The sequence below is a fragment of the Paenibacillus endoradicis genome (assembly GCF_024721975.1).
Genome location: NZ_JANQBB010000001.1, coordinates 1,117,339 through 1,136,986 on the forward strand (window position 1 = coordinate 1,117,339; position 19,648 = coordinate 1,136,986).

Here is a 19,648-nt window from a genome sequence, read left to right on the forward strand (position 1 = left end):
AATTTAAGCAGACATAAGACATGCCTATATTACCATATATTAAGTGAAGTGAATACGTATAAGGAGTGATATTTAGTGTCCCAAGCCAATATACCAAACATAACACCAGACATTAGTGTAACCAAAGAGCAGAGTCTACATCTTTTACTTAGTTCTGTAGCTTTAAATGAACTTGCGTTTTCTCATTTAATCAATGCTGAAGCTGAGAAATTACAAGCATTCGTTGCTTTTGCACAAGAAGCTTCTTGTTTAGAAACTCGTGATTTTTTACAAATTAACAAAGCAGTTTCGACATTTATTGAAGACTTGACTATGGGACAATGGATTAACTTGAAAAAGTTGGATCGTACAATCGCTTTACTCGAGGAAGATAATTTTGAAGAAAATTGTGATGAGTAAGCTACATTCCGCCAGTAAAGGAGTGAACTAAATGTCCTTACCCAATATCCCTAATATAGACCCTAATATCACCCTATGCACTGAAGATGTATTCAATATGTTAATGGCCTCAATTGCAATGAAAGGTCTCGGTTTAAGTCATCTTGTAAATGCTGAGGCCGAAAAAGTACAATTCGCATTAGGTACGTTACACGCTTCTCATGATCCAGCATGTTTAGACGATATTTTGAAAATAAACGATTCAGTACGAAAAACGCTAACTGGAGTCATGCAAACGGAGTTAATATTACTAATGCAATTGTCAACAACTTTAGAAAATTTTTGTGATGCGAAACAATGCGATGCGGAAAATGATTCGGATTGCATAGAATAAAAGCATAGACACTCGAGCTTCTTTTTTTGAAGCTAGAGCGTCTATCTTTTTTTCATTTAATACTAAATTTTTATATTATATTTTTACAGCATTATCTATTAGGTAACTTTTCTCATTTGATAGTTAAGTAGGTCAATGTCGTCATAGTGTGTCCTTCTCTATTAATCTCGCATATTATATATCATTACTGAAGGTTAGGAGGCATTATTATGAGCAGAGAAAATCTTAAGTTTGATAGATCCAAACAAGTTACTATTTCTTGCGGATGTAGACGCAATAGAATTGGATTTCTAGGTTGTTGTGGTGGTCTTCGATTCAATAATGATCGACGTGATCGCAACTGTTTTTGTAATCGCAGACGCAATGAGAACGTACGTCGTCATAATCGTCGACGTATTAATTCATGCTGTTAATTACTTTATAACACAAAGAAAACCTAGTCTCTTTTTAAGACTAGGTTCGAAGATGTTATAATCGGTTCAATTATCGCAAGTTGACCAATCTTACCGGATATACCGACTGATTTTAAATAGTCGGTATATTTCTTGTTTCCTATTGTTTGTTGTTTGGGAGTAGATTCAGAATTAATCGATTTATCTGGAAATATTTTATGAGAGGTAGCATCCTTCTCAACTTTATTGTCTAGCTTTAATATGTTCTTGTTGATTTGTTTATTAGATTTTACAATTGCTTGACATATAGTCACTCGTTGTGGAGCAACATACTTTGCTTCTAGTAAGTTGTCTTGAACTAATTGTTTCTGCGGAGATAAATCAATGCTTTGGTGATCTGCTTCAATATTCGTATCTTGCTCCACTAATTTAGGTTTTCTTACATAAGATGCACTTAATGAAATGCCTGGATTAGGCTCAAGATTGTTGTGCCAAAAATCTAGCCTTGATGATGGCTTTAACTTACTAACTATATTGATGATGTTCCAAATTCGAGGGGCATCTAAATTAATCGATCTATGGGTTAAACTTAATTGATTGGAAGGATTTCGCACATACGTATTCTCAAGATCATCAAGTCGCGGAAATAATTCATTAACTTTTTGATATGTTCTCATTTGCATTAAGATTGCCTCTTCTATATTCACGCGTAAATGAGGAAGTTTATGCTCGATTTGTTTATCTATTTTCTCAAGCAATTCAATATTGCCTTTCACTATTGTTGCTAGCTTCCATACAATTATTTCAGCCTGTTCAATATATTCAATATCATCTTTATTCAACTCGCTCACCTTGTTGAAACAACTTTATTGAAGAATCTAGAAGCTTAATGTGAATACGTTGCTTCTCATTAAGTGAATCAATAACCTTCCCTACCGTTTCTTGAAATGCTACAATATCTTGTCTCGTCGGATGTGTTGAAAAATGGCTCTCTTCTGAGAGAAATGCTTGAATATGGATAGCTTCAGCATGAAGTAATTGAGACAAAGCAGATTGATCATGCAATAATAGCTCTAACCATTGTATATATAAGGCTTTTACTCGCTCTGCATAATTCACTTCTGTTGGAAGCTCATTCGACGACTCTTCTGAGTGTAGCTTATTATTAATCAGATCACTATTAGTAGTATTATCAACAGCTGCATAGAAGATATTATCTTCTAAAACATTATTTTCATATAATTGTTCGTTACTATTATAATTAAGCTGAATCTCACTATAAACATCCACGTTGGGATCATTACATATATTTTGAATACGCTGTTGGTCTATATCTTCAAGTTTTAATTCTAGCTGACTCGTATCTTCAATCTCGAATTTCGACGGATTCGTATTTTCAATTTCTAATACTATTTGATTAGTCCCATCTGCTATTATTGTTTGATCTTCCATCGCTAACAGCTTATCATCTAGTGCTTCCACATCAGATGAATCAAGATGATTATTAATCTCACGTTGCTTCTTAAGATCATCATTATTCACTTTTTCATGCCATTGCAATACATACACCTCCATCACTCTAATATATGTAAAGACTCATCTAAGTGAAAAATGATATTCATAAGACATTCCTCTTACTTACTATATGAAGAAGATAAAGCAATCATGACGAGTCCAAATACCATAAATAGTTAATGACCTGTACTAATATGCTAGTCTAATGACATAAGAGATAAAATCCATAATAAACTATAAGTAGATTAATTAAAGGATGTGAATGCAAATGTCTCAAGCTAACATTCCTAATATTACTCCTACTATTGATCTTAGCCGAGACCAAGCAGTAAACTTACTACTTTCCTCGATTGCTATGGAAGAACTTGGATTAAGTCATATTATTAATGCCGAGGGTGAAAAAATTCAGTATGTACTTGGTACATTACCTGGTGTCACTGGGCCAGGTGCCACAATCTCAGACTTACTATCTGTCAACGAGAGTGTAAGGAATACTCTGAGAGAAATTACTAAAACTGAATTTGGGTTACAGAATAAACTTGAAACGGTATTAAGCACCCCCATTGCGGTTGGACCTACCGGTCCCGCTGGTCCAACCGGTCCATCTGGTGGTCCAGTCGGGCCAACCGGTGCTACTGGCGTAGCTGGACCAACTGGCGCTACGGGTGCTACTGGCGTACAAGGACCTATTGGACTAACAGGTGTTACTGGAGCAACGGGAGTTGATGGTGCAGCTGGTGCTGTTGGGGCGGTAGGTGCTACGGGTGTCACAGGAACTGATGGAGTAACGGGTGCTACTGGAGCAACGGGAGTTACAGGTGATGTTGGGGCAACTGGAGTTACTGGACCAACCGGCGCTACCGGTGCAACCGGTGCAACTGGTGCAACTGGGTTAACGGGTGCAACCGGATCAAGTGCAATTATTCCATTTTCTTCAGGATTACCAGTTACATTAACAACTTTAGTTGGTGGCGTTGTAGGTTTACCCGCAGTTGTAGGTTTTGGTAGTTCTGCGGAACTAGCTACCGTTTTGGGTGCAACGATTGATCTAACGGGAGCTGCAGGAACGCTGCTTAACTTTGCATGGTCAATACCTAGAAATGGTACGATAACTGACATTAATGCATTCTTTAGTGTAACAGCAGGTGTAAGTTTAGGTGTTGGTACAATTGCTATTAATGCTCAATTATATGAATCTACTGCCCCTAATAATACGTTCACACCATTAGCGGGTACTACATTAGCATTAACACCTTCATTAGGTCCAATTATTACGATTGGAGGAATAGCAACAGCAAGCGCAAGTGGTCTTGCCATTCCTGTTGCTAAAGGTTCTCGTCTATTATTAGTATTTAGTGCAGTTCCAACTGGCATTACGTTAGCACAAACATTGGGTGGATATGCTAGTGCGGGCATCGCTATAAGTTAATTTGTGACTAAACATATTGAAGAAGATAGGAGAACTAATCTCCTGTCTTCTTCTTTTGCTTTTTAGAGAAAGTTCGGTTCTTAAAGCCCACTTTTTGGACAAGTACTTTTAAATATAGTTTACATACATAAAATTTCTAACAATTGGAACATTATGAATATACCAACAAGTAACTAATTCCAATATGCAAAGGAGTCGACATGAAAAACTCAATGTGGTCAGATGAGAATAGAAACAAAAAAATACAATTCCAAGAGAAAAAATTGATAATGGTATGTTTTATTGTTGCAGGCATTATGTCACTTGCCTTGTTGCGTAAATGGTTGTAGCCATCGCTTTCGAAGTGACTTTTTGTTTATAAAAAGCAGTATAAGAAAGCTAACAAAAAGTTTTAGGAGAGAAAAACAATATGAACTATGATCCAGTAGTACTGAGCAGAATGTTAACATCATTAACTTTAGGATTTCATATTATCTTTGCAACAATAGGTGTTGGGGTTCCACTCTTTATTGGTCTAGCTGAATGGATCGGCATACGTAAAAACGATTTTGAATACATACTAATGGCACGTCGCTGGGCTAGAGGTTATGTCATAACCGTAGCTGTTGGTGTCGTTACAGGTACTGCTATCGGTTTACAGTTGAGTTTATTATGGCCAAGCTTTATGCAAGTAGCGGGACAATCAATCGCCCTCCCTCTTTTCATGGAAACGTTCGCCTTCTTCTTTGAAGCTATTTTTCTCGGTATTTATTTGTATACTTGGGATCGTTTCAAGAAAAAGACAACGCATCTTTGGCTACTAATTCCTGTAGTTCTTGGATCATCGGCTTCAGCGCTGTTTATTACCATTGTTAATTCATTCATGAATTATCCGGTAGGGTTTACATATTTGGATGGTCAAATTGTCGGCATTAATCCTTACAAAGCAATGCTTAGCCCAGCAATGCCATCGAAGGTAGCACATGTATTGTCATCTGCATATTTGACATCAGCTTTAATACTTGCTGCTATCGCTGCGCTAGCTTATTTGAAAGGACAAAAACATAGATATCATCGTAAAGCATTAAAATTAACGATGATATGTTCATTTGTATTTATGCTTTCAACAGCTTTAATAGGAGATCTTTCAGGTAAATATCTTGCAATCTATCAGCCTGAAAAATTAGCTGCTACTGAATGGCATTTTGAGACTACAACACAAGCTCCGTATGTATTCGGCGGAACGTTAGATGAAAATTATAATATTAAAAATGCTATAACCATCCCTTATGGGTTAAGCATTCTTGCTTTTAATAATCCTAATGCAGAGGTCATAGGGTTAGATCAATTTCCAGAAGAGGACTGGGCTCCCTTATGGATCCATTATTTGTTCGATATGAAAATGAGTTATGTTGCCATTCTTACGGCAATAACTACCCTTTTCGTCGTTCAGTTAGTAAGAAAAAAAGGAAATATATATGGAAAATGGCTGCTCTGGTGTGTCGTTATCTCAGCTCCAATTGCCATTCTGACGATAGAACATGGTTGGATATTTTCTGAAGTCGGTCGACAACCATGGATACTCCGTGGAATTATGAGAACAGCGACAGGTGCAACGAAATCTGATCATGTCGATCTAATGTTACTCTTGTTCTTTCTACTGTATCTTGTGCTTGGGATTGCTTCAACAAGAGTACTTGTCAAAATGTTTCGTAATAATAAGGCAGAGGATGAACTCGCCTTATATGAAAATTAGAGGGTGATAATATGAGCTATGAAGTACTTGGTATCACTGTCCTTTGGACATTTCTTTTTGGATATCTGATTATAGCATCCATTGATTTTGGAGCTGGATTTTTCATCTATTACAGTACGATTTCTGGAACAAGACATTTGATCCATAACATAATAGATCGTTACCTCTCCCCCGTCTGGGAAATAACAAATGTTTTCTTTGTTTTCTTCTTTGTTGGAATTGTAGGCTTCTTCCCAGATACCGCCTTCTATCTAGGAACTGCTCTACTAATCCCAGGAAGTATTGGGATTGTGCTACTTGCCATTCGCGGAGCATACTACGCTTTCAATCATTATGGCACTACAACTAAATCATGGTATACATTACTTTATGGTGCAAGCGGACTGCTTATTCCTGCTGCCCTATCAACAGTACTTACCATATCGGAAGGTGGCTACATAGAGGTTAACGCTAACGGCCAAGTTATATTACTTACGAAAAAGCTTTTCACTAGTTCCTATTCGTGGAGCGTAGTTATATTAGCATTAGTTAGTGTGTTATACATTTCTGCAATGTTTCTCACATACTATGCGGACAAAGCAAAAGATGTAGCAGCTTATCGTGTAGTGCGTAATTATGGTTTAGTTTGGAGTTTACCAACCATTCTAAGTAGCTTGTTTGTATTCTTTGCTATTTACAATCATAATCGTGAACATTTCGATAAAATGTTAGATATCGCATGGGTCTTTGTCCTATCATTGATCTGTTTTATCGTTGCGGTTACTCTTGTTTGGAGAAACAAACACCTTGGCTGGTCATTCATATTTGTAATGCTACAGTATGGATTTGCATTCTATGGATATGGAGCTGCACATTTACCATATGTGTTATACCCTTATGTATCGATCTATGAGAACTTCACGAATGAGAATATGGCTATGGCATTAGTTGGCGTATTTATTCTAGGGCTCATATTACTTATTCCGTCGTTGTACTTAGTAATGAGACTATTTCTTTTCAATACTTCTTACGTTAAAGGAGAATGAGCGTAATGAACTTTCATGATTTTACTATTTTCGTTCTACCTCTGGTCGTTGTTGTATTAGCAGTTATCTTTCTTTTTGTATGGGGTGCATTAGGTAATACGAAAGAGAAATAACTTGTCATTGACGCACTATAGACTAATGTCACGATAATTTGGATCAATTTCATCACAACCCAATCAATATAGTCATAGGATACCTATAATTATATTGCATATCAGGTGGTGAATTGATGTGGCAGATGGAGATTACCCAATAACCCCTCCCTTTTCTATCTCAAGAGAAGATGCAATCAGTGCAGTAATTGCATCAATTGCGCTTGAAGAAGTCGGGTTGAGCCATATACTAAATGCAGAAGGCGAAAAAATTCAGTACGCACTTGGCACAATTCCAGGTCAAACCCCAACATATTCTACGATTGAGGAAATTCTAGAAGTTAATGAAAGTGTTAGACAAACAATAAGAACTGTTACAGAAGCGAATAAAGTTTATCAAATAAAATTAGCTACGGTACTAGGTCAACCAATACCATACGGACCAACTGGACCTACTGGTCCGACAGGTCCACCCGGTGGAGGTCCTACTGGAGCAACCGGTGCTACTGGTGAACAAGGTCCAATTGGAGCTACCGGCGCTACGGGTATTCAGGGAGAAACAGGCGCTACTGGTGAACAAGGAGTTACTGGATCTACAGGAGCTACTGGAGTTCAAGGAATCACCGGACCTGCCGGTGCTACAGGTATTCAAGGAATCACCGGACCTACTGGCGCTACCGGCATCCAAGGTATTACGGGATCTACCGGTGCGACTGGTGAACAAGGAGCTACTGGCGCTACTGGCGCTACTGGTATTCAAGGAATCACTGGTCCTACTGGTGCTACAGGAATCCAAGGAATTACGGGACCTACCGGTGCGACTGGTGCTACTGGTGAACAAGGAGTTACTGGATCTACCGGCGCTACAGGCATTCAAGGAATCACAGGTCCTACCGGTGCTACAGGCATTCAAGGTATTACGGGACCTACGGGATCTATTGGAGTTCAAGGAATTACTGGACCTACCGGTGCGACTGGAGCTCAAGGAATCACCGGACCTACTGGCGCTACCGGCATCCAAGGTATTACGGGACCTACGGGTGCTACTGGAGTTCAAGGAATTACTGGACCTACCGGTGCGACTGGTGAACAAGGAGCTACTGGAGCTACTGGCGCTACTGGTATTCAAGGAATCACTGGTCCTACTGGTGCGACTGGTATTCAAGGAATCACGGGACCTACTGGTGCTACCGGAAATCAAGGAATCACTGGTCCTACTGGGGCAACTGGTGAACAAGGAGCTACTGGATCTACCGGAATTCAAGGTCCAACTGGACCTACGGGTGCGACTGGAGTTCAAGGGATCACTGGACCTACCGGCATCCAAGGAATTACTGGACCTACCGGTGCGACTGGTGAACAAGGAGTTACTGGACCAACTGGAGCTACTGGTATTCAAGGAATCACGGGACCTACGGGTGCTACCGGAATTCAAGGAATTACCGGAACTACCGGCGCTACAGGCATTCAAGGAATCACTGGTCCGACTGGTGCGACTGGTATTCAAGGAATTACAGGTCCTACGGGGACGACTGGTATTCAAGGAATTACCGGACCCACGGGGGCTACAGGAATTCAAGGAATTACTGGACCCACTGGTGCGACTGGTATTCAAGGAATTACCGGACCTACCGGGGCAACTGGAGTTCAAGGAATTACGGGACCTACCGGTGCGACTGGTGAACAAGGAGCTACTGGATCTACTGGCGCTACTGGTATTCAAGGAATCACTGGTCCTACTGGGGCTACAGGTATTCAAGGAATCACCGGTCCCACTGGTACGACTGGTGAACAAGGAGCCACTGGATCTACAGGCGCTACTGGCATTCAAGGAATCACTGGTCCTACTGGGGCAACTGGTGAACAAGGAGCTACTGGATCTACAGGTGCTACAGGTATTCAAGGAATCACCGGACCTACTGGTGCTACAGGAATTCAAGGAATCACTGGTCCTACTGGGGCAACTGGTGAACAAGGAGCTACTGGATCTACCGGAATTCAAGGTCCAACTGGACCTACCGGTGCGACTGGTGAACAAGGAGCTACTGGATCTACAGGCGCTACCGGAGTTCAAGGAATCACTGGTCCTACTGGTGCTACAGGAATTCAAGGAATCACCGGACCTACTGGTGCTACAGGAATTCAAGGAATCACCGGACCTACTGGTGCTACCGGCATTCAAGGAATCACCGGTCCTACTGGTGCGACTGGTGAACAAGGAGCTACTGGATCTACTGGCGCTACTGGCATTCAAGGGATTACGGGCCCTACTGGTAGCACTGGAGTTCAAGGGATCACCGGACCTACAGGCATCCAAGGAATTACTGGACCTTCTGGCGCAACAGGCATTCAAGGAATCACCGGATCTACCGGCGCTACTGGAGTTCAAGGTATTACGGGACCTACGGGAGCTACTGGAGTTCAAGGAATTACTGGACCTACCGGTGCGACTGGTGAACAAGGAATCACCGGACCTACAGGCGCTACTGGAGTTCAAGGAATTACCGGGCCTACGGGAGCAACCGGAATCCAAGGAATCACCGGACCTACCGGTGCTACTGGAGTTCAAGGTCCAACTGGACCCACTGGGGTGACTGGTGAACAAGGAGCTACTGGATCTACTGGCGCTACTGGAATTCAAGGAATCACCGGACCTACTGGTGCGACGGGTATTCAAGGAATTACGGGAGCTACTGGATCTACCGGAATTCAAGGTCCAACTGGACCTACTGGTGCTACAGGTATTCAAGGAATTACAGGACCTACTGGTGCCACTGGAATACAAGGACCTACCGGACCAACAGGTATTCAAGGGATCACTGGACCTACAGGAGCTACTGGTATCCAAGGTCCAACGGGACCTTCTGGATCAACAGGCATCCAAGGAGCAACTGGACCTACTGGGGTTACAGGTATCGAAGGACAAACTGGAGCAACCGGAATTCAAGGAATTACGGGAACTACAGGCATTCAAGGAATCACCGGATCTACGGGTGCGACTGGTGAACAAGGAGCTACTGGATCTACTGGCGCTACTGGTATTCAAGGTATCACCGGATCTACGGGTGCGACTGGTGAACAAGGAATTACTGGACCTTCTGGCGCAACAGGCATTCAAGGAATTACCGGACCTACGGGAGTTACAGGCATTCAAGGAATCACCGGATCTACTGGTGCTACAGGAATTCAAGGAATCACTGGACCTACCGGTGCTACCGGCATCCAAGGTATTACGGGACCTACTGGTGCCACTGGAGTTCAAGGTATTACGGGACCTACGGGATCTACTGGATCTACTGGCGCTACTGGTATTCAAGGAATCACCGGATCTACGGGTGCGACTGGTGAACAAGGAATTACTGGACCTTCTGGCGCAACAGGCATTCAAGGAATTACCGGACCTACGGGAGTTACAGGCATTCAAGGAATCACCGGATCTACAGGCGCAACAGGAATTCAAGGAATTACAGGTCCTACCGGTGCTACCGGAATTCAAGGTATTACGGGACCTACCGGCGCAACAGGCATTCAAGGAGCAACTGGACCTACGGGTGTGACTGGTGAACAAGGAGCAACTGGATCTACGGGCGCTACTGGATTTCAAGGAATCACGGGACCTACTGGTGCTACAGGAATTCAAGGAATTACAGGGCCTACAGGCGCCACTGGAGTTCAAGGAATTACCGGTCCTACCGGTGCTACCGGAATTCAAGGAGCAACTGGACCTACCGGTGCCACTGGAATTCAAGGTATTACAGGTCCTACGGGAGCTACAGGCATTCAAGGGATTACGGGACCAACTGGTAGCACTGGAGTTCAAGGGATCACTGGACCTACAGGTGCTACCGGAGTTCAAGGAGCAACTGGACCTACCGGTGCGACTGGTGAACAAGGAGCTACTGGATCTACCGGTTCCACTGGAATTCAAGGAATCACTGGGCCTACAGGCGCTATTGGAGTTCAAGGAATTACCGGTCCTACGGGAGCTACTGGCATTCAAGGAATCACCGGACCTACAGGGGCTACAGGCATTCAAGGAATCACTGGTCCTACTGGGGCAACTGGAGTTCCAGGTATTACGGGACCTACAGGCGCTACTGGTATTCAAGGAATCACCGGTCCTACTGGTGCTACAGGCATCCAAGGAGCAACTGGACCTACCGGTGCCACTGGAGTTCAAGGAATCACCGGACCTACAGGCGCTACAGGCATCCAAGGTATTACGGGACCTACGGGAGCAACCGGAGTTCAAGGAATTACCGGGCCTACCGGCGCTACTGGTATTCAAGGAATCACCGGACCTACCGGTGCTACTGGAGTTCAAGGTATTACGGGACCTACTGGTGCTACTGGGGCAACTGGAGTTCAAGGTATTACGGGACCTACAGGAGCTACTGGAATTCAAGGAATTACAGGTCCTACCGGTCCTACCGGAATTCAAGGAATCACTGGTCCTACCGGCGCTACAGGCATCCAAGGTATTACGGGATCTACGGGAGCAACAGGCATTCAAGGAATCACGGGACCTACTGGTGCTACTGGAATCCAAGGAATTACCGGTACTACTGGTGCGACTGGAATTCAAGGGATCACGGGACCTACCGGTGCTACAGGCATCCAAGGTATTACGGGACCTACGGGAGCAACCGGGGTTCAAGGAATTACCGGGCCTACTGGAGCAACCGGAATCCAAGGAATCAACGGACCTACCGGTGCTACTGGAGTTCAAGGTCCAACTGGACCCACTGGTACGACAGGCATTCAAGGAATTACAGGTCCTACCGGACCTACTGGTGCGACCGGTCCCAATATCATGAGTACTGGAATTTCAGTTAATCGTGCAGCTACTAACATTAGTGCAGGTGCACAAATTGGAAACTGGTTATCAGCAGATCCTTACTATACTTCTGCTGATTTTAATACAACGACCGGAGTTTATACTGTCCCTGTTTCAGGGCGATATCAGGTTAGTGTTGTAATATCATATGCAACAACTGTCTCGATCGGCGTTCAATTAGGTTCAGGAAATACACCAGCAATTGTGTTAAGAAGAATTTCACCGGCTACATCGGATCTTGCACGAAGTCCATTCCCTGTTTTAGATGTAAATATCCTACTTTTATTGTCTATTCGGGTTTTACTCGCGTCCGGTAGTGTTATTATTAATACTGAAGTAAATCTCTCTGCTGGCGATCAACTTGCGGTATTCTACGATAATTCAGGGATTACTATAACTCTCAATTTGGGTTCTGGCTCAAATGTTGGGCAAATATGGTCAATTCATCGAATCACTTAATTCAAAAACAAAGGTAGATCAGTGCTATTACCCACTGATCTACCTTTGTTTAGTTAGATTGCATCCAAAGCAGTGAAGCAACCATAGGTACAACAACTATAATAATAATGCCAATAACTAAAGAAAGAAAAAACGTTAGCCTTCTCTTCTCGCTCATCTTCTTAGGTGATCTAATATGACATGTCGGGCATATATCCGTTAAATCAGGAATAACTGAACCACATGATTTACAAGTAATTGTTGCCTCCATAAAATTCGCACCATACTTTCTTATCAATTACTTTCAATGTCACTATTATATTAAATTTCAACAAGTATCAGCTACACTTTTCACAAATTAATACGTTCTTGCCATTCTCGTTTTCTGAATTGACTAGGTGACTCTCCCATAATTCGCTTAAACAATATAGTAAAGTAATTAGTGTTCTCATAACCTAGTACTTGAGCAATTTCTGATACCTTCATTTTAGTCTGAACAAGTAATTGCTTTGCCTCTCCCATTCTTCGATTCAAAATATAATTTATCGGTGAGTCGTTATATTTACTCCTAAACACATGCGACAAATAAAAGGAGTTCATGTGAAAGGCATTCGCAATATCATTTAACGAAATGTGACGTAAATAATTCAAATCTAAATATTCTTTAATTCTAATGGCTAATGATTCAGAATCTCTATCCAACATTTTATTTGATTGCTCGAGTTCAGACAATCTTTTCACCCATATCATTAATGTCATTAATAAATATTGTGAAGCTTCCTGAAACTCTTCTCTTTGTTGTTGCGATTCCTCATATATGAGTGAAAACAGTGCCTCAATCGTAGATCTATTATCTTTGGTTTTAATAATTGGTCTATTCTCAAGTGGAATTAATAATGATCGATTGGGATGTGCAATACCACAATAATAGGTTTCAAGAGGATTGGTCGTTGATGAATATTCCTCATGGATAATCCCTTGATTATATACAAGTAGATCGCCCTCTTGAACAGCATAACGTTCCCCACTTATTGTAACGACACCTTCCCCTTTAACTACGAATATGACTTCACTCCAATTCGGATGATGATGACTTGGAAAACTCCAAATTGTTCTTTCAATAATTCTACCAATATACAATAATTTTTCATTTGTCATTTTCTGTAATCTCTCTGTGAAAAGATATTTTCTAAAAAGTAAGCCATTTATTATTATACATAAAGCTACGTTACATTTCATCTTCAGAAAGCAAGATATATCACATTATTTGAAAGGAAACCAAGATGTTGCATTGTAATATATCGTAGATCATCTTATGCTAAATTAGCTTCACATAGAGAGAATATGGATTGGATAGGAGTTTACATTTATGAGTAACACTACTGCAGCAGTGGTTTCTGCTGAAATTGGGACTGCAAAGAAAGAGAAAATGCCCATTTCATTAATATGGTTAACTATTGGGGCGTTTGCTATTGGAATGACAGAATTTTTAGTCATGGGTTTACTGCCTAATGTTGCTAATGATCTGAACGTCTCGATCCCAAAAGCTGGCCAAATCATTACAAGTTATGCATTGGGCGTTGCGTTTGGCGCACCTTTATTGACGATCCTTACCCATTCGATCGCCAAGAAAAAATTATTAGTATTACTTATGTTTATTTTCATTCTTGGAAATGGCTTATCTATGATCGCACCTAATTATACTTTGCTTATTATAGCTCGTATAATGACAGCTCTAGCACATGGAACATTTTTGGGGGCAGGTACATTAATTGCAACACATCTTGTTGCTCCTCACAAAAAAGGTAGTGCGGTAGCATTAGTACTAGCCGGACTAACTATAGCAAATATTGTAGGTGTTCCTTTCGGTACATTTATCGGTCAACAATTTGGTTGGAGAGCTTCGTTCGGTGTAATCACTATTCTAGGATTTATTGCTTTACTAGGTATAGCGAAGTATATACCTTCAATTAAAGAAAATCAGCATGTAAGTATTATGCAAGAAATTAATGCTGTTATGAAACCACAGGTGTTATTAACATTAGTGGCTGGATTATTTGGCTGTGCTAGTCTGTTTGCATTATTCACGTACATCTCACCCATATTGCAACAAATTAGTGGTTTCCAAGAACACAGTGTAACTTGGATCTTAGTATTGTTTGGTGTGTCAGTTACCATTGGTAATCTTATCGGTGGAAAACTCGCTGACTGGAAAACAACTCCCTATCTTATTGTTAATTATGCGATTCTGAGTATCGTTCTTGCCATTTTTACTGTAACATTACAAAATCCTATTTTAGCAATTATTACATTGTTCGTATGGGGCGCAGCAGCCTTTAGTATTATGCCAGGAATTCAACTTCGCACGATGACTCTTGCGAGCGAAGCTCCAATGTTAGTCGCTACCTCCAATCATTCGTTCTTGAACTTAGGAAATGCAATTGGAGCTTATCTTGGTGGTCTTGTCATAACTATTGTAGGTCTGGAAGGATTACCTTGGTTGGCCTCTGCTCTTGCCTTTATAGGATTTATTCTAGTGCTTATCATTTATAAGACTGATGAGAAAACTGTGTAAAATAAATAAGCCGGTAGATTATAGGTTTCTCCTACTCTACCGGCTTTTTAATTATTCGAAATCTACATTAATAACTACAATTTCAGATTGGCTTCCAAGACGAATCGGTGGTCCCCAAAATCCATATCCCGATGAAACGATCGTATGAAGTTTACCTTTTTGCAAGTATCCATAATCGTTCTCGAAGAGTCGATTCGTTATGAGATTACCTGGAGCAATTTGACCTTTATGGGTATGCCCTGCAACTAGCAAATCGATTCCTGCATCATCAGCTTCAGCAAATTCATATGGCTGATGATCTAACAAGAAAATCGGCTTGCTTTGATCTAGTCCAGCCACCAGTTCTTCCGTAGCCATACGATTTTCCTCGGACTTATCTTTTCTTCCCACGATATATATTTCATCATTTAACAGAAAAACTTCATCATACAATAGTTCAATGTCAGCTGTCTCAATAGATGCAATAAGCTTATCCATTTGACCACGATATTTATCATGATTACCTAGAGAGCCGAATACTCCGTATTTACTCTCCAAACCAGCTAATATTTCAAAAATACCTTTCTTCTCTACAATTGCTAAGTCATCGTCAATAATATCTCCAGGAATAAGAATAAGATCTGCATCTAGCTGGTTTACTTCTTCAACTAATCGCTTAGCATGCTTTATGCCAGATAAGTATCCAAAGTGAGTATCAGAAAGCATAACAATTTTCAAATCTTCACTACCAGTCTTTTGTACTGCAATATTATATTCCGTTACTTTAGGAGTATAAGCGAGATAACTACCATACATTAACGTTCCCAATACGATAACAAGTACAAGAGTTGTAGCAACCACACGCGTTCGATTGCGGTCAATTTTCGTAAATCTCATAATCAGCATAACAATATGTACGACTGGCAATGTTAGTAACAATAATCCAAATATAGATAACCAATAATTGCCGATAATACTAAAGACCGCTGATCCATTACCTAATCTTCCAATAATAAATGACGTAGATAAAACGATAAGAATAATGCTGTAGCAGGCTAAGAACCAACGGTTACCCTTCAAACCAAAACCGCGATATCCACTCCACCCAATATAAAATACTAATAAACCATATAAGAGCAGTGCAATTATAAATGCGATGATCAATTTGTTTGTCTCCTTTTCTAATACGAAACATTGTGATATACTTCACATACACTACATAATAACAGATTACTACTACTAACTCTTTACGTATCAATAACCTTTTCATTTGTGGACATATAGAATAGCTACATTAATAGATACAATTAAAATTGTGAAAGGAGTAAAGTTATGATGACAACCGATCTCCCCCACACGATTAAAACAGAGGCTCAACCTAATATACCAGCATTAATTGTGCTTTATGATGGTCAATGTTCATTTTGTAATGGTGCCACACAATGGATCATTGCTCGTGATCGAACAGCTAAAGTATCATATGCTGCAATTGAAGGTGAGCTAGGTCAACTTCTTATCCAACAATTTAACATACCTTCTAACGTGGACAGTCTTATCTGTATTGACAATAATAAAGCTTATTTATACTCTTCTGGCGCCATCCGCGTAACGAAATATTTAGATGGCGCTTGGAAACTATTTTATCTTCTAACGATCATTCCAACATTTATTCGCAATCCAGTTTATCGCTTCATTGCGAAAAATCGCTATCGTTGGTTTGGAAAGCAACAATCTTGCTTACTTCCTACACCCGAGATACGTCGACGATTTCTAGATTAGGTATGTTAGGAATCTGAATAGAGGAAATCGCTTGTTTCTTATCATCATCCTGAATATGTGTGTAGATCATCGTAGTCTCGATCGATGTATGTCCCATTAACTCTTTTACGATTCTAATATCAACTTGGTTTCGTAACATTAGAGTAGCGAACGAATGTCGAAGTTTATGACATGATAATTTCAAATGTCGTAACTCACTATAATCATCTTTCATTGCTTGAAACATCATCGACATTATTTTTTGAATTTGCCTAATTGATAATCGACGCCCTTTCTGAGATACGAAAAAGGCGTCTTCTTTTTGTTTATAGGGAGTTAGTCTCTGTTCCATAATATGTTGCATGTAAGTATTCACTTCCGCAGTGAGTGGTATCTCATTCCATTTCCGCCCCTTCCCGAGAACAGTAATAGAACCTTTCTCAATATGATAATGAGCTATATTCAAGCGATGAACTTCACCTACACGTAAACCTGAATAAGCCATTAATAAAAATATAGCCAGATTCCTCTCTTTATATTTTCCTTCAATATAATTCATCGTACTCTGTAATTGATCCTGCTCCAAATATACAGGTAGTACATTTTTTTCTGTTTTTGATTTTTTAACATCTAACGCTGGATTACATTGCATCATTTCAAAATCATTCATTGCTTTGAAAAAACTTCTTAATGCAGCAAGTGTTCGATTACGAGTAGCTTCTGACACATGCTCTTTATGTTGAACGAGATAACTTACGACAGTCAGCTTCTTAATTTTCTGCAAGGGTAGCTCTTCAATATACTCAAGAAATGAAAATGCCTCGCGCTCATATTCTCTCTTCGTTGTGTCTGTATACCCAGCTTGCTTCATCCACAACTTGAATGCCATCATATATTCATCATGTTCCATTCCGTCATCGTCTCCGCCCATGTTGTAATCAACTAGTCAATTCTAACAATATTTGAGAGTTTTTATTGTCGAATATCACCTATACTTACTCGACTAACTCTATTAAAGTCGTTCTAAATCAAAAGTGCGCAAAATATGAGTTTTGCGCACTTATTGTAGCATATAATGTCGTCTATATCTAACCAAACATTACCAATTACGATGTTTTACTATCCTTTAAAATCAATAACGAAAAAAAGGTCAAATACTCATGAGTATTTGACCTCTAAGGTTAAAAATGAACTATATTAAAGTAATTTATTATTAAAATCGTTCCATGGTTAAATCAGCATTTACAGAGAACGCAGCTTTACTGCCATCTCCTGCTGAAATAAGTAATGATGATGGTCCGGACTTTTCCGTTTCTCCAGCAATATAAATATTATTAATTGTTGTTCTTCCTGCACCATCTGTTACAACCATTCCGTTTTCTTCTATTTCACAACCGAGCTTCTCAGCAAATTGATTTGGGCGATAAAAAGATGGGACAACAAAGCCAGCTGAACATTCAAATGTTTCTCCCGACACAAATTCAATTTTTTCTAGAATTCCACCATTACCAAGTAAGTTCTTTATCTGATCTGAGTTAATAATGATATTACGTTGTTGCAGTTGTTGAGTTGCTTCTTCAGAAAGTTTGAATCCATTCGTAATGACAGTAAGATCCTTCGACCAGTTGTATACTAACTTAGCCATGTGCAGCACTTGTTCTTCTTTTTCTGCCATCACAATTAAGGGTTTATCCTGCAGTTCCCAGCCATCACAATAAGGGCAACTAAAAATACTCATACCATAATAATTTCTCACACTTGGGACAGAAAAATGCTCTTGAATACCAGTAGCTAAAATTAGCTTATCGGTAAGAAAATCTTGTCCATCCTTTGTTCTTACAGTAAAACTCTCATGTTCATTATCTTTGAAGATCTCCGTAATTGTTGTATTAAATTGTGATATCGAAGGATATTTCTCCAATTCCGTTAGCCCTAACTCTTTAAATTCTTGTGGTTTAATCCCATCTCGCGTTAGAAACCCATGAGACTCCTGCGTAACTCTATTTCTATTCGTTCCATCGTCAAATATTGCAACTTCTCTTCGCGCTCTTCCTAGAGTAAGACCAGCACTTAAACCAGCTGGCCCTTCTCCCACAATGATACAATCATATTTTTTCATGTCTCTTCATCCTTTGCATTTTAATTGTTTTTATACAATTACAGATATTATGTATCTATTATATATGTTATATAGCGATCAGTCAACTTGGTTGTTCTATTTCAACTTAGTATATTTACTCAAAAAAATAACAGCCAAGATAAACTTGGCTGCCTTAATAAGATCTTTAGTTTAATTTAGTATTTCTATTTTTTTTATGAAGTCTTCGCTTGATCGATTCAAAACAAAAACTTTAGACTTAACGTTATCAACTTCATATTCTAAATACCATTTATTATTTTCGCCCACTAAAGCCAAATCTGGATATGGTTCTACTAGTATATATTTATTATCTTCTTTCTTGAAATAACTCTGTATAATTACTTTATCCCCCCAATAGCCATTTATAATAAGATTATCAGCTTTTAATGTGACTTCTTCTAAATCTTCTGCAACACGAATATAGTGAATTCTCAGAAGATTTATAAAGTAACTAGGATAATCTTCCACTTTCATTGCTTCCCATCCCTTTACACTATCGGTAAATTTCATAGGTACAATAATCATATTCAAAGTTAACAATTTGCTATCTCGATCATATTCTATTAACTGTGGTGAATTGTCTAAGGTGCTTGGATAGAAATTAAGATACCTATAGTCAATATGAGATTCAATCTTTTGAATGTTGGGTTCCAACAAATGAACATTTATTTGATTTTGAGCATAAGGAATAACTATTAATATCATAATTGGAATAAGCAAAACAAATGCCATAATTCTCTCTTCAGATAACCACTTTTCACCTGCAATTAGTAAGACTATTGCCAATAATATAGCACCGTATGGATAAATCATTAAATAGACCATTAACATTGGAAATGAAAGTATGAATACAAGCTGACTTAAAATAAAACCCAACACCCATAATATGAAGCTACCATAAATAATATTTAAGCTAATTCTTCTGTAGTCCATCATACACCCACCTATTTTACACTAGAAT

At 39.7% G+C, this 19,648-nt stretch carries 19 protein-coding genes; 11 read left to right on the plus strand and 8 right to left on the minus strand.

Going from position 1 to position 19,648, the window contains the following annotated elements; all coding sequences use genetic code 11:
* Positions 1-75 precede the first annotated feature (75 nt).
* The 3 genes from NV377_RS05265 (at position 76) to NV377_RS05275 (ending at position 1,185) form a co-directional block, all read left to right on the plus strand.
* Positions 76-399: an alpha-helical endospore appendage domain-containing protein gene (locus tag NV377_RS05265; RefSeq protein ID WP_258200104.1), complete on the plus strand. Its 324-nt coding sequence runs from the start codon at positions 76-78 to the stop codon at positions 397-399.
* A gap of 31 nt (positions 400-430) precedes the next feature.
* Positions 431-772 (plus strand): alpha-helical endospore appendage domain-containing protein, encoded by a 342-nt coding sequence (locus NV377_RS05270; protein ID WP_258200105.1) that lies wholly within the window; start codon positions 431-433, stop codon positions 770-772.
* Positions 773-981: 209 nt separating this feature from the next.
* Complete coding sequence (locus NV377_RS05275) at positions 982-1,185, plus strand: hypothetical protein (RefSeq protein ID WP_258200106.1); 204 nt, start codon at positions 982-984, stop codon at positions 1,183-1,185.
* 23 nt (positions 1,186-1,208) lie between these two features.
* On the opposite strand, the gene NV377_RS05280 is transcribed toward NV377_RS05275, so the two are convergent.
* Entirely contained in the window at positions 1,209-2,006 is a 798-nt protein-coding gene (locus NV377_RS05280) for a hypothetical protein (RefSeq protein ID WP_258200107.1), read from the minus strand.
* Entirely contained in the window at positions 1,999-2,724 is a 726-nt protein-coding gene (locus NV377_RS05285; protein WP_258200108.1) for an alpha-helical endospore appendage domain-containing protein, read from the minus strand. The genes NV377_RS05280 and NV377_RS05285 overlap by 8 nt, the downstream gene beginning before the upstream one ends.
* A gap of 223 nt (positions 2,725-2,947) precedes the next feature.
* On the opposite strand from NV377_RS05285, the gene NV377_RS05290 reads away from it, so the two are divergent.
* The 6 genes from NV377_RS05290 (at position 2,948) to NV377_RS05310 (ending at position 12,256) form a co-directional block, all read left to right on the plus strand.
* On the plus strand, positions 2,948-4,108 hold the full coding sequence (locus NV377_RS05290) for an exosporium glycoprotein BclB-related protein (RefSeq protein WP_258200109.1): 1,161 nt from the start codon (positions 2,948-2,950) through the stop codon (positions 4,106-4,108).
* Between the two features lie 200 nt (positions 4,109-4,308).
* Positions 4,309-4,437 carry a hypothetical protein gene (locus NV377_RS05295; RefSeq protein WP_258200110.1) on the plus strand — a complete coding sequence of 43 codons (129 nt, stop codon included), beginning with the start codon at positions 4,309-4,311 and terminating at the stop codon, positions 4,435-4,437.
* A gap of 80 nt (positions 4,438-4,517) precedes the next feature.
* A complete protein-coding gene (locus NV377_RS05300; protein ID WP_258200111.1) occupies positions 4,518-5,843 on the plus strand; it encodes a cytochrome ubiquinol oxidase subunit I in 1,326 nt (441 codons plus the stop codon).
* A gap of 11 nt (positions 5,844-5,854) precedes the next feature.
* The gene (locus NV377_RS05305; RefSeq protein ID WP_258200112.1) at positions 5,855-6,868 is read left to right on the plus strand and encodes a cytochrome d ubiquinol oxidase subunit II; all 1,014 of its coding nucleotides are present in this window, start codon (positions 5,855-5,857) and stop codon (positions 6,866-6,868) included.
* Positions 6,869-6,873: 5 nt separating this feature from the next.
* A complete protein-coding gene (gene cydS / locus NV377_RS25900) occupies positions 6,874-6,981 on the plus strand; it encodes a cytochrome bd oxidase small subunit CydS family protein (protein ID WP_373425791.1) in 108 nt (35 codons plus the stop codon).
* Positions 6,982-7,099: 118 nt separating this feature from the next.
* Complete coding sequence (locus tag NV377_RS05310) at positions 7,100-12,256, plus strand: beta strand repeat-containing protein (protein WP_308860053.1); 5,157 nt, start codon at positions 7,100-7,102, stop codon at positions 12,254-12,256.
* 49 nt (positions 12,257-12,305) lie between these two features.
* On the opposite strand, the gene NV377_RS05315 is transcribed toward NV377_RS05310, so the two are convergent.
* Together NV377_RS05315 and NV377_RS05320 are read right to left on the minus strand one after the other, a co-directional pair.
* Positions 12,306-12,506 (minus strand): hypothetical protein, encoded by a 201-nt coding sequence (locus NV377_RS05315; protein WP_258200113.1) that lies wholly within the window; start codon positions 12,504-12,506, stop codon positions 12,306-12,308.
* A gap of 80 nt (positions 12,507-12,586) precedes the next feature.
* The gene (locus NV377_RS05320) at positions 12,587-13,393 is read right to left on the minus strand and encodes a helix-turn-helix domain-containing protein (RefSeq protein WP_258200114.1); all 807 of its coding nucleotides are present in this window, start codon (positions 13,391-13,393) and stop codon (positions 12,587-12,589) included.
* Positions 13,394-13,604: 211 nt separating this feature from the next.
* Between NV377_RS05320 and NV377_RS05325 the strand changes: the two genes are divergently transcribed.
* Positions 13,605-14,810 (plus strand): MFS transporter, encoded by a 1,206-nt coding sequence (locus NV377_RS05325; RefSeq protein ID WP_373425792.1) that lies wholly within the window; start codon positions 13,605-13,607, stop codon positions 14,808-14,810.
* A gap of 51 nt (positions 14,811-14,861) precedes the next feature.
* Here the strand turns inward: NV377_RS05325 and NV377_RS05330 are convergent, their stop codons facing one another.
* Positions 14,862-15,953: a metallophosphoesterase gene (locus NV377_RS05330; protein WP_258200115.1), complete on the minus strand. Its 1,092-nt coding sequence runs from the start codon at positions 15,951-15,953 to the stop codon at positions 14,862-14,864.
* 168 nt (positions 15,954-16,121) lie between these two features.
* Between NV377_RS05330 and NV377_RS05335 the strand changes: the two genes are divergently transcribed.
* Positions 16,122-16,568, plus strand: a complete 447-nt coding sequence (locus tag NV377_RS05335; protein WP_258200116.1) for a thiol-disulfide oxidoreductase DCC family protein — start codon at positions 16,122-16,124, stop codon at positions 16,566-16,568.
* Here the strand turns inward: NV377_RS05335 and NV377_RS05340 are convergent.
* From NV377_RS05340 to NV377_RS05350, 3 genes are all read right to left on the minus strand, one after another.
* Positions 16,534-17,457, minus strand: a complete 924-nt coding sequence (locus NV377_RS05340) for a tyrosine-type recombinase/integrase (protein ID WP_258200117.1) — start codon at positions 17,455-17,457, stop codon at positions 16,534-16,536. The genes NV377_RS05335 and NV377_RS05340 overlap by 35 nt on opposite strands.
* Positions 17,458-17,760: 303 nt before the next feature.
* Positions 17,761-18,666: an NAD(P)/FAD-dependent oxidoreductase gene (locus NV377_RS05345; RefSeq protein WP_258200118.1), complete on the minus strand. Its 906-nt coding sequence runs from the start codon at positions 18,664-18,666 to the stop codon at positions 17,761-17,763.
* 171 nt (positions 18,667-18,837) lie between these two features.
* A complete protein-coding gene (locus NV377_RS05350) occupies positions 18,838-19,623 on the minus strand; it encodes a hypothetical protein (RefSeq protein WP_258200119.1) in 786 nt (261 codons plus the stop codon).
* Positions 19,624-19,648 lie beyond the last annotated feature (25 nt).